Here is a 12,965-nt window from a genome sequence, read left to right as displayed (position 1 = left end):
AGCTTCAGCGCTTCATACAGTTCATCCGGAACCGTCGGTATGTCCGCATGCAATGCCCCAGCAAACATTACCCCACATGCTACTACTAACCCCTGCAGCCATTTCCTGGCATCCATTCCTCTCTCCTTCTTATCTTACGTTGTTATCCCATTCATACTCAGCCCAAAATAGCCATCCTTCCTCAACCTGTGCCTGAGCATAAAACCTCTGCTGTCTGTTCCTCTTCTTATACTCAGCAAGCCTACTTTCTTAACCATGACTCTGTCAAGGAATTTAAGATAAAAACCTTCTTATGTAATTGAGCTCGATCCATTAAAAAATGGAATAGCTTGAACTATCCATCACATCTTTAGGCACAATGGTGCAGGATTATATAAAATCTTCTGCATCCGAGCTCAATGCGTATGAATCAATGGCCCAATCTCCTATTTTAAGGACATGTCACTATTAGTAACTATTGACTCACTATCTGCTGTTTCTTCTGTCACTTTTTCAGGCAAGTTAGTACTCATATTCGCATTTGATAAGTGTCTTTGCTTCTTCCGGATATTATGAAATGACAGTCCAGTTCCTGCAGGAATTAATCTACCTACAATGACATTTTCTTTTAACCCGCGCAATTCGTCTCTTTTCCCCATAATTGCTGCTTCTGTAAGAACACGGGTCGTCTCCTGAAAAGAAGCGGCAGAGATAAATGAATCGGTTGAGAGCGATGCTTTAGTGATACCCAGCAACATATATTCGTATGCTGCAGGAACTTTATTCTCAGCAAGCAGCCTCTCATTCTCTGCCAGCACATCTGCACGCTCGACTTGTTCACCAGGAATGAAAGATGAATCTCCTGCATCAGTAATTTGCACACGGCGCAACATTTGCCGCACAATCACTTCAATATGTTTATCATTTATCCTGACACCTTGCAGACGATAAACATCTTGCACCTCATCAGTAATATACCGGGCCAACGCTTCTACGCCTTGAAGCCGTAGAATATCTTGCGGTTCAGCTGGCCCGTCAACAATTGTCTCACCTTTATTGACTACCTGGCCATCATGGGCCATAACGTGCTTATCCTTTGGAATCAGGTATTCATGTGAAACATTATCCAGATCAGTGATGACAAGACGCTGTTTTCCTTTAGTATCCTTACCAAAGGATACTGTTCCCGTAACTTCCGCTAACAGACCTGCATCCTTAGGTGATCTCGCTTCAAATAACTCAGCTACCCGCGGTAAGCCACCAGTAATGTCGCGCGTTTTTGAAGTTTCCTGCGGAATGCGAGCTAATACCTCCCCAACGCTTACTTGCTGTCCATCACGTACCGAAATGATAGAACCAATTTGAAAAGTAATACTAACCGGTAAATCACCACCCGCAATTTTAATCTCTTTTTCTTCCTCATCTAGAAACTTAACTAATGGACGCAATCCTTTAGTTTGTGCTGCGCCCCGACGTTTTGGATCGATTACAACGAGCGTTGACAGACCTGTTATATCATCAATTTGTTTTGCTACAGTCACTCCCTCTTCAACATTCTCGAAGCGCACTTTGCCACTATATTCTGCAATTATCGGTCGTGTATGTGGATCCCATGTTGTCAATACTTTGCCTGCTTTTACCGCCTCACCATCGTGCACCAACAGCGTTGCACCATAAGGCACTTTATGGCGTTCGCGCTCGCGCCCGTTTTCATCGTACACGATCACTTCACCACTACGCGAGATGACTATCAGCTCGCCGCGAGCATTTTTTACATAGCGCATGGTATGAGAATAATGAATCATACCATTGGATTTACTCTCCACTTGACTCACTACTACAGTCCTGGACGCAGCGCCACCAATATGGAAGGTGCGCATGGTCAACTGCGTTCCTGGTTCGCCAATGGACTGGGCAGCAATAACACCTACTGCTTCACCAACGTTTACTGCAGTTCCGCGCCCTAAGTCACGCCCATAACACATGACGCATAATCCGTAGCGTGTAGCACAGGTAAGCGGCGTGCGCACTTTAACTTCATCAATCCCATAAGATTCAATTTTTTCCACCACATCTTCATCAAGTAAAACACCTGCAGGATAAACTGTCTCCTGGTTTTCTGGATTAACGACATCTTGCGCAGCTACTCGCCCGAGTATCCGCTCTCGTAGTGCTTCAATAACCTCACCACCTTCAATCAGCGCCTTCATTACAACACCATTCTCTGTCCCGCAGTCCTCCTCAGTGATCACCAAATCCTGAGTAACATCGACTAAGCGGCGCGTAAGATAGCCAGAATTAGCCGTTTTTAATGCAGTATCGGCAAGTCCCTTCCGTGCGCCATGGGTAGAAATAAAATACTGCAATACATTTAAGCCCTCGCGAAAATTAGCTGTAATAGGTGTTTCAATAATAGAGCCATCAGGTTTGGCCATTAGACCACGCATACCTGAAAGCTGGCGTATCTGGGCCGCCGAACCGCGCGCGCCCGAGTCAGCCATCATATAAATTGAATTGAATGACTCCTGCATTATAGGTTTGCCATTCTCATCTTGCCTGATCCCCAGTTAAGGAATCATATACAGACTCAACGCTCAATTGATCCATCATCGCTTTAGCAACCTGATCGCCCGCGCGCCCCCAAATATCCACTACTTTGTTATAACGCTCACCCTGAGTCACCAAACCTGATGTATACTGAGCCGCTATTTCCTGCACCTCCTTCTCTGCAGTCCTTATGATGTCATTTTTTTGAATTGGCGTAAGCAAATCATCCGCGCAAATAGAAATACCGCCTCGCGTTGCATAGGAAAAACCGGAGTACATGAGCTTATCTGCAAAAATGACTGTTTCACGCAGTCCACATAAACGAAAACTCGCATTGATTAGCTTTGAAATTTCCTTTTTCTTGAGCACCTTATTAATTAAAGAAAAAGGAAGTCCTTCTGGCAAGATTTCCGATAATAGCGCACGCCCTACCGTTGTTTCATAACGTGTTATTTTTTCAGTCCGACTATCATCTTCCTTACTCTTTTCAGCCTCCTTTATTCTTACTACTATTCTGGCATTGAGCTCAATCGTTTGATTTTCATACGCACGTAACACCTCTGCAACATCCTGAAACAACATCCCCTCACCCCGTGCATTGATCTTTTCCCGAGTCATGTAGTACAGCCCAAGCACGATATCTTGCGAAGGAACTATAATCGGATCACCGTTAGCAGGAGATAGAATATTATTAGTTGACATCATCAAGGTGCGACATTCCATTTGCGCCTCAAGCGATAATGGAACATGCACAGCCATCTGATCACCATCAAAATCCGCATTAAAAGCAGCACAAACCAGAGGATGCAGCTGAATTGCCTTACCCTCAATGAGCACTGGCTCAAATGCCTGAATACCCAAACGGTGTAGTGTAGGCGCCCGGTTTAGCATTACCGGATGTTCTCGGATAACTTCCTCGAGAATATCCCACACGACTGGACTCTCATTCTCCACCTCTCGCTTAGCTGCCTTAATAGTACTGGCAATGCCCATAGCTTCTAGTTTGTTGAAAATAAATGGTTTGAACAATTCAAGTGCCATTTTTTTCGGCAAACCGCATTGATGCAACTTCAGCTGAGGGCCAACCACGATAACTGATCGTCCTGAATAATCAACACGCTTACCTAGTAAATTCTGGCGGAAGCGCCCCCCCTTACCTTTAATCATATCGGCAAGAGACTTTAATGGACGTTTATTAGCTCCTGTCATCGCTTTACCACGACGACCATTATCAAGCAGCGAATCGACTGACTCTTGCAACATACGCTTTTCATTACGCACGATGATTTCTGGCGCTCGAAGCTCAAGCAAACGTTTCAACCGATTATTCCGATTAATCACGCGACGGTATAAATCATTTAAATCCGAAGTGGCAAAACGCCCTCCATCCAATGGCACAAGCGGTCTCAATTCTGGTGGCAGTACCGGTAACACCGTTAACACCATCCACTCTGGTTTCATGCCGGATTTATTAAATGCTTCCAGCACCTTCAGTCGTTTAGCTATTTTTTTTATCTTAGTTTCCGATCCTGTACTCTGCATTTCGTTGCGCAAAGAATCAATTTCTGCAACGATATCCATCTTACTCAACAGATCACGAATACCTTCTGCCCCTATGCCTGCAGAAAAATCATCTCCGTATTCTTCTGTTTTATTAAGATAATCATCCTCAGTCAATAATTGACCATGGACGAGTGGCGTCATGCCTGGTTCAGTTACCACATAAGCTTCAAAATAGAGCACGCGCTCGATATCCCGTAACGTCATGTCTAATACCAACCCCAAACGCGATGGCAATGACTTCAGATACCAGATATGCGCTACTGGGGACGCTAATTCAATGTGCCCCATGCGCTCACGCCGAACTTTAGATAAGGTTACCTCTACTCCACATTTCTCACAAATTACGCCTCGGTGTTTTAATCGTTTATACTTTCCACATAAACATTCATAGTCTTTTACTGGACCAAAAATCTTAGCGCAGAATAACCCATCCCTTTCTGGTTTAAAGGTACGATAGTTTATCGTTTCGGGTTTTTTTACTTCACCGTATGACCAAGAACGTATTTTTTCTGGAGAGGAAAGACCAATTTTAATTGAATCAAACTCTTCTTTCTGAGTAACTTGTTTAAATAAATCAAGCAGCGCTTTCATCTGTCACTCCCATTAATCTGTAGGTCGGCATTAATATCTTCAATCGAAATTTCAATGTTGTTCTAAATCAATATCCATCCCCAAAGATCGAATTTCTTTTACCAAGACATTAAATGATTCTGGCATTCCTGCATCTATTTTATGATCGCCCTTGACGATACTCTCATATACTTTGGTACGCCCATTCACATCATCCGACTTAACGGTCAACATTTCCTGCAAAGTATAGGCAGCACCGTACGCTTCCAGCGCCCATACCTCCATTTCTCCAAAACGTTGACCACCAAATTGAGCCTTACCACCGAGTGGTTGTTGTGTGACTAAGCTATAAGGACCGGTAGAGCGCGCATGCATTTTGTCATCAACTAAGTGATGCAGCTTAAGCACATGCATATAACCAACTGTAACAGGGCGATCGAAAGCGGCACCTGTTCTACCATCATAAAGCGCAACTTGCCCCGATCTTGGTAGACCTGCTAACTCAAGCATGTCCTTTATTTCTTTTTCTGTAGCACCATCAAAGACTGATGTAGCAAAGGGCACACCATCGACTAAATTTTTTGCGAGCTCTAGTATTTCTTCATCTTTTAATGAAGCAATTTCCTCTCTTTTTCCGCTGCTATTATAAATTTTATCGAGAAACGCTCTGAGTTCTGTAATCTCGCTTTGCTTGCGCAGCATTTCATCAATCTTTTTGCCTAGCCCCTTTGATGCCCAACCTAAATGCACTTCCAATATTTGCCCCACATTCATCCGCGAGGGCACACCCAAAGGATTCAACACAACATCAACAGGCGTCCCATCGGCCATATAAGGCATATCTTCTACTGGCACAATTCTTGAAATGACACCTTTATTTCCATGACGGCCAGCCATTTTGTCTCCTGGTTGCAAACGTCTCTTGACTGCAACATAGACTTTGACCATTTTTTGCACACCTGGCGGTAACTCATCGCCTTGTGTAAGTTTTTTCTTTTTCTCTTCAAATGCAATATCAAACATTTTCTGCATTTGCGCCATACTATCTTTTATTTGCTCCAGCTGTACACTTGCCTCCTCATCAACTAAGCGGATATCAAACCAATAATGAGGATCAATACTTTGCAGATATTCTTTAGTAATAGAAATTCCTTTAGCGAGTTTCTTGGGTCCGCCAGTTGCCACCTTACCAATGAGCAAACGTTCAATACGCATAAATGCATCTGCCTCCACTATGCGCATCTGATCTGCCAGATCTTTTTTATAGCGATCCAACTCATCATCAATAATTTTTTTAGAACGCTTGTCACGCTCTACCCCTTCGCGGGTAAATACTTGTACATCAATGACAGTTCCCGAGATACCAGAGGGCACACGTAGGGAGGTATCTTTAACATCAGAGGCCTTCTCACCAAAAATGGCACGTAATAGCTTCTCTTCTGGAGTTAACTGCGTTTCTCCCTTTGGAGTAACTTTACCGACCAATACATCGCCCGCCTCGACTTCAGCACCGATATAAACAATTCCTGATTCATCCAAACGTGCAAGTTGACGCTCAGATAAATTTGGAATATCAGCGGTAATTTCTTCTGTACCGAGTTTAGTATCACGGCTTACTACAGATAATTCCTCAATGTGAATTGAAGTGAAACGATCATCTGATACGACATGCTCAGAGATAAGGATTGAATCCTCAAAGTTATATCCATTCCAGGGCATAAACGCCACCAGCATATTCTGCCCTAGCGCTAGCTCACCCAAATCGGTTGAAGCGCCATCAGCGATCACATCATTGCGCGCCAGAACATCACCCACTTTTACTAGTGGACGCTGATTAATATTGGTATTCTGATTAGAGCGGGTATATTTGATCAGATTATAGATATCTACGCCCACTTCTCCTGCCCGTGTTTCAGCATCATGTACGCGCACGACGATACGACTCGCATCAACATAATCAACTACCCCTCCACGTACTGCCCGCACCGCAGTGCCGGAATGAACCGCCACGACCCGTTCGATTCCAGTCCCAACCAGCGGCTTCTCCGCACGCAAACAAGGAACTGCCTGACGCTGCATATTAGAACCCATCAAAGCACGATTAGCGTCGTCATGCTCCAAAAACGGAATTAATGAAGCCGCAACAGATACAATCTGAGCTGGCGCGACATCGACATACTCAATTTGATCTTTAGGAGCCAATGTAAATTCGTTTTTGTGGCGGCACGAAACAATTTCGTCTGCAAATCTTCCGTCCGAATCAAGCTTTGCATTTGCTTGCGCGATCATATATTGACTTTCTTCGATCGCAGAAAGATAAACAATCTCATCCGTAACCTTGCCATCGATTACTTTTCTGTAAGGTGTTTCAATAAATCCATACTCATTCGTTTGTGCATAAAGCGCCAGTGAATTGATCAGGCCAATATTGGGCCCTTCTGGCGTTTCAATAGGACAAACCCGCCCATAGTGAGTTGGGTGCACGTCGCGCACTTCAAAACCAGCACGTTCACGGGTTAGACCCCCCGGCCCCAAGGCAGAAATACGCCGCTTATGCGTCACTTCCGAGAGTGGATTTGTTTGATCCATAAATTGGGATAATTGACTGGAACCAAAGAATTCACGCGCTGCCGCAGATACTGGCTTCGCATTAATTAAATCATGAGGCATCAAATTTTCTGATTCTGCCTGGCTGAGTCGCTCTTTAACCGCCCTTTCAACTCGAGCTAGTCCAGCTCTAAACTGGTTCTCAGCTAGCTCTCCCACTGAACGCACACGACGATTTCCTAGATGATCAATATCATCAATCTCTCCACGTCCGTTACGCAACTCCACTAGTATTTTAATTACATCGATAATATCTTGATCGGATAGAGTTGAAGAACCTGTTAGCTCAGGCCTACCGACTCGACGATTAAATTTCATTCGTCCAACAACCGATAAATCATAACGTTCGGATGAATAGAATAGACCATTAAATAACGTACTGACAGCTTCTTCAGTTGGTGGCTCACCAGGGCGCATCATCCGATAAATTGCCACCTGCGCCGCCGCTTGATCCACAGCTTCATCTATTCTTAATGTTTGGGAAACAAAGGAACCATGATTAAGGTCATTGACATACAGCGTACCAATTTTTTCAATCTCGAGCTGCCTTATTTTTCCGAGGATAGCTTCTGTTATTTCATCATTAGCAAACGCTACAATCTCACCGGTTTCCTTATCTATAATATTGTGTGCCAGGATTTTACCAATCAAAAACTCTTCTGGGACTTTGATCTGATTTATACCTATTTGCAGTAATTCTCGTACATGTTTTGCCGTAATACGCTTATCTTTCTGAACAATTACCTTACCATTATCATCAGTAATATTAAAACTCGCCATCTCACCACGTAAACGCTCAGGCACCAAGTCAAATAAGATTTCATTTTTAGAAAAATAAAAATGATCAAATACAAAAAAATCACTCAGAATTTGTTCTGGAGTACAACCCATTGCTTTCAATAACGTCGTCACTGGCATTTTCCGTCGCCGGTCAATACGAAAATAGACGTAATCTTTATGATCAAATTCAAAATCAAGCCATGAACCGCGATAAGGAATGATCCGTGCAGAAAAAAGTAACTTGCCTGATGAATGTGTTTTTCCACGATCATGCTCAAAAAACACTCCAGGCGAACGATGTAGCTGAGAAACAATTACCCGTTCCGTTCCATTAATAACAAACGATCCGGTCTCTGTCATGAGAGGAATCTCTCCCATGTATACTTCTTGCTCCTTGACTTCTTTTACTGTCGGCTTGGAGATCTCCTTATCCAAAATAGTTAAACGGACCTTGGCACGTAAAGGAGATGCATAAGTTAAACCACGTTGTTGACATTCTTTAACATCAAATGCAGGCACACCTAGGGAATAACTAATAAAATCAAGGCGGGCATTTTTTGAATGGCTCTCAATTGGAAAAATTGAATTAAACGCCGCCTGCAACCCTTGATTAACACGCTTATTAGGCGCGACTTTCTCTTGCAAAAAAGCTGCGTATGATTCAAGTTGAGTTGCGAGAAGAAAAGGAATTGGTAAAACACTAGCGCGTTTAGCAAAACTTTTTCGGATACGTTTTTTTTCGGTGAACGAATAGTTCATCAATTTTCTCCAAGCGCAGAAGATTGAGGATTAAATAGCCGGATTTTCCAGATGATGTCTACTAGCTATCGCAGTAAACGATCGGCACAATAGACACGCAATACAATTCAAATCATCAAAGAAAGCAAAGGCCGGCAGTATATTTTCTCTCTGCCAGCCAGCACTTTCTTAACAGTAATATTACTTAATTTCGCAACCAGCTCCAGCTTCGGTAAGCTGTTTCTGAATCGCCTCTGCATCAGCCTTGGCAATTCCTTCTTTTACTACTTTCGGGGCGCCATCAACTAAATCTTTAGCTTCCTTCAAGCCTAACCCTGTTACTGCACGAACCACTTTAATCACATTAACTTTGTTATCACCTGCGGAAGTCAATACTACAGAAAACTCAGTTTGCTCTTCTGCAGGCGCTGCAGAAGCCGCAGGTGCAGCGACGGCGACAGCAGCTGTTGCTGCAGCAGACACTCCGAATTTCTCTTCCATATTCTTGATTAACTCAGACAACTCTAACACCGTCATATTGGCAATTGCATCTAAAATTTCTTCTTTGGCTACAGCCATTTTTCTCTCCTAACAATAAATAAAATTCTGCTTAATTCTAGAGATAGATGAATAAACTCAATAGCTTAACTTGAATAGATCACTTCTGATCGCGTATCGCAGCTAATCCACGCACAAATTTGGTAGGCACTTCATTAAGTGTCTGTACAAACTTAGTTATAGGTGCCTGCATTGTTCCCATTAGCTTAGATAATAATTCATCTCTACTTGGTAGATTTGCTAGAGCTGCAACATCTTTGCTAGACAAGACAGCTCCTGCCATTGCACCTGCTTTAATGACAAACTTATCATTAGTTTTTGCAAACTCATGAAGCACCTTGGCAGTAGCTACTGGATCACGCCCGATACCATACGCCAAAGGACCTACCATTTGGTCAGCAAGATTAGCATATGGCGTGTTCATGACCGCACGACGCACAAACGAGTTTTTGATTACGCGAAAATATATTCCATTCTCGCGTGTCTTTGCTCGCAACTGAGTAAACCGACTGACTTCTAAGCCGCGATACTCAGCAAGGATAATCGCTTGTGCATTGGCTATTTGATCGCCCACTTCAGCAACTATTGCTTTTTTCTGTTCGAGGTTAAGACTCAAGATACATTCTCCACACTAAACACAGGAGTCATATCGGAAAAATCACGATATCATCCATACTAAAAAGCGGCGATCTATATTCAGAGAAAATAATAAACCCTGTTCTGGATACGCCATCTGCGCTGGGAACCGCTCAGGAATTTACCGGATTAAAATAATTATTAATCATATTCGATAATTTTGGTAATTAAGCCTCAAGTCAGCAAATCAGATTATTTAATCTTTTTTAGCAACAAACATGAAACCCCAACGGTCTTTGATAACCTACTGACCAAAATAGTCAATAGTCCAAAGTCTATAAATTAATGCCCTAAACCTGCCTGATCTACTCGAATTCCTACGCCCATGGTACTGGAAAGAGTCATCCGCCTTAGGTACAAGCCCTTAGAAGTAGGTGGCTTGGATTTATTAAGCGCATCCACTAACGCTAAGATATTTTTCTTGAGCGCATCGGCCTCAAATGAAGCCCTACCAACAGTACAATGTACGATACCCGCCTTATCTGCTCGAAACTGCACCTGCCCTGCCTTGGCATTCTTTACAGCAACTGAAACATCCGGCGTTACCGTACCTACTTTGGGATTAGGCATCAATCCTCTTGGCCCAAGAATTTGGCCCAACTGACCAACAATACGCATTGCATCTGGACTAGCGATTGCCACATCAAAGTTAATCTCACCCGCTTTGATCCGCTCAGCAAGATCTTCAAAACCAACAATATCCGCACCCGCCTCGTGCGCCTCTTTAGCCTTATCCCCTTGCGCAAAAACTGCGATGCGTACAACCTTCCCAGTACCTTCCGGTAAAACTACCGATCCTCGTACAGCCTGATCAGATTTTCTAGCATCAATTCCCAAATTGATCGCAACATCAACAGACTCATCAAATTTTGCGGTTGCAGTTTCTTTTACAAGAGCAATGGCTTCCACTAGCGAATAGATTTTAGTGCGCTCTATTTTTTTCCCTATCGCTTTATATCGTTTAGAAATGTGCGCCACTTTATAGCCCCTCCACTTCCACGCCCATGCTTCTCGCACTACCAGCAATCGTACGTACCGCAGCGTCAATATCTGCCGCCGTCAGATCCGGCATTTTTAATTTAGCTATTTCTTCCGCCTGATCACGACTCAATTTTCCCACTTTGTCGACATGGGGCTTAGAACTTCCTTTATTAATACCCGCGGCCTTCTTGATCAATACTGACGCAGGCGTTGTTTTCATAACAAAAGTAAAACTTTTATCTGCATACGCAGTGATGATTACTGGCACAGGCAAACCGGGTTCCATCTTCTGCGTAGCCGCATTAAATGCTTTACAAAACTCCATAATGTTAAGCTGGCGCTGCCCTAGAGCAGGGCCAATTGGAGGACTTGGATTAGCTTTCCCGGCCGGGATTTGTAGTTTAATATAACCGATAATTTTTTTTGCCAAAACTATTCTCCTTTGTGGGTTCAATCGAATGCTTGCAACACTCTCCCCGTTTAATACAAAACAATAACTACTTCTACGCTCTAAATTTAGCTATCTTTTATCGGAAACCAGCATCTATTTACATTAATTTAATAAAATCTTTTTAGACAACATCTTCTTATAGAATAGATAGTCAATTCTGGGAATAAATAATTTATTTTTGCAATCAAATACACTAGGATTTTTCGACTTGATCAAAATCCAGTTCAATAGGTGTGGGCCGCCCAAAAATGGAAACAGACACTCTTAATTTACTCTTATCATAATTGACATCCTCAACGCTCCCATGAAAATCAGTAAATGGCCCTTCTTTAACGCGCACAGCCTCGCCAATCTCAAAAAGTATTTTAGGTTTGGGCTTTTCTACACCCTCTTGGATTTGATTGAGTATGCTCTGCACTTCTTTTTGACTAATTGGTGTTGGTTTCATTAATGAGCCACCAACAAAACCACTAACCTTAGCCGTGTGCTTAACCAAATGCCAGGTTTCATCTGTCATTTCCATTTCAATTAGCACATAACCGGGGAAAAACTTTCTTTCACTAATATTTTTTTGGCCACCCTTGATTTCCATAACCTCTTCTACAGGAACTAGTATTTGGCCAAATTTATTCTCCATTCCCGCACGCACGATACGCTCTTCCAATGCACGCTTGACGCTATTCTCAAAACCAGAATATGCATGAATCACATACCATTTTTTGCTCATTCTACCACCCGGATCATTTATTTAGACCTCTTGATCCATTACGTATCTTACGATCGCCATCAACCCGGTATCCACCAACCACAAAAAAACCGCCATAGCAACAACAAAAGCAAACACCACTCCCGCAGTTTGCATTGTTTCTTTCCGGCCAGGCCAAACTACCTTTTTTGTTTCTTCAACTGATTCTCTGGTAAATGCATAAAGCCGCTTGCCCTGACTGGTAAACCAAGCTATCGTGATCGCTAAAGACAAGCCTAACAACAAAAGCAATACACGAACAACCATCGCGCTATCGCGCATATAGTAAAAACCCACAACACCAGCTATTATCGACAGAATAGCTAGCACCAGTTTAAATTTGTTCACTCAGATATCACTCCAGGCAATAAATGACCCACTTGTCGTCCCAATTATCAATTATTTCAATCTAACATCAGCCATTACTATCAGTGAGCTGCATTAGCAATCTTTTGCTTACACACAAGCCGTTTCCAACCAAGAATCAATTCTCTCTCTTGCTTAAGAGTTGAATTTAATTCTGGCAGGCCAGGAGGGCATCGAACCCCCAACCTTCGGTTTTGGAGACCGACGCTCTGCCAATTGAGCTACTGGCCTGTTGCTGGCACATCACCTCACAACCCCGGGCTTTACTTATTATGGTAGAAATACAATACTACAGAATATAATTGAACGCCATTCTTTACTCGATAACTTTAGCTACAACACCGGCCCCAACAGTTCTGCCACCTTCACGAATCGCAAAACGCAACCCCTCTTCCATCGCAATCGGCGCAATAAGATTCACAGCCACCGAAACGTTATCACCCG

General features: G+C 43.1%; 7 protein-coding genes, 1 tRNA gene and 2 pseudogenes. All 10 read right to left on the bottom strand.

The genetic code is table 11. The features are described from left to right. Window positions 1-425 precede the first annotated feature (425 nt). Window positions 426-4,680, bottom strand: a pseudogene (gene rpoC, locus J5I83_RS08380) (DNA-directed RNA polymerase subunit beta'). A 51-nt stretch (window positions 4,681-4,731) separates the two neighbouring features. After that, window positions 4,732-8,805 (bottom strand): DNA-directed RNA polymerase subunit beta, encoded by a 4,074-nt coding sequence (gene rpoB, locus J5I83_RS08375; RefSeq protein WP_304054914.1) that lies wholly within the window; start codon window positions 8,803-8,805, stop codon window positions 4,732-4,734. A gap of 180 nt (window positions 8,806-8,985) precedes the next feature. Beyond that, the gene (rplL, locus tag J5I83_RS08370) at window positions 8,986-9,363 is read right to left on the bottom strand and encodes a 50S ribosomal protein L7/L12 (RefSeq protein ID WP_304054912.1); all 378 of its coding nucleotides are present in this window, start codon (window positions 9,361-9,363) and stop codon (window positions 8,986-8,988) included. A gap of 79 nt (window positions 9,364-9,442) precedes the next feature. Then, window positions 9,443-9,958: a 50S ribosomal protein L10 gene (gene rplJ / locus J5I83_RS08365; RefSeq protein WP_304054910.1), complete on the bottom strand. Its 516-nt coding sequence runs from the start codon at window positions 9,956-9,958 to the stop codon at window positions 9,443-9,445. Window positions 9,959-10,260: 302 nt separating this feature from the next. Beyond that, window positions 10,261-10,956, bottom strand: a complete 696-nt coding sequence (gene rplA, locus J5I83_RS08360; protein ID WP_304054907.1) for a 50S ribosomal protein L1 — start codon at window positions 10,954-10,956, stop codon at window positions 10,261-10,263. A gap of 1 nt (window position 10,957) precedes the next feature. After that, window positions 10,958-11,389, bottom strand: a complete 432-nt coding sequence (rplK, locus tag J5I83_RS08355; RefSeq protein ID WP_304054905.1) for a 50S ribosomal protein L11 — start codon at window positions 11,387-11,389, stop codon at window positions 10,958-10,960. 214 nt (window positions 11,390-11,603) lie between these two features. Then, a complete protein-coding gene (gene nusG, locus J5I83_RS08350) occupies window positions 11,604-12,137 on the bottom strand; it encodes a transcription termination/antitermination protein NusG (RefSeq protein ID WP_304054903.1) in 534 nt (177 codons plus the stop codon). A gap of 21 nt (window positions 12,138-12,158) precedes the next feature. Further along, complete coding sequence (gene secE / locus J5I83_RS08345) at window positions 12,159-12,503, bottom strand: preprotein translocase subunit SecE (protein WP_304054900.1); 345 nt, start codon at window positions 12,501-12,503, stop codon at window positions 12,159-12,161. A 173-nt stretch (window positions 12,504-12,676) separates the two neighbouring features. Next, window positions 12,677-12,752 (bottom strand) — tRNA-Trp (locus tag J5I83_RS08340). A gap of 85 nt (window positions 12,753-12,837) precedes the next feature. Next, window positions 12,838-12,965, bottom strand: a pseudogene (gene tuf, locus J5I83_RS08335) (elongation factor Tu); the annotation flags it as partial.

Origin of the sequence: Nitrosomonas communis, assembly GCF_024102715.1 — a bacterium.
GTDB classification, from domain to species: domain Bacteria; phylum Pseudomonadota; class Gammaproteobacteria; order Burkholderiales; family Nitrosomonadaceae; genus Nitrosomonas; species Nitrosomonas communis_B.
This window is presented reverse-complemented; position numbering and strand designations above follow the sequence as displayed.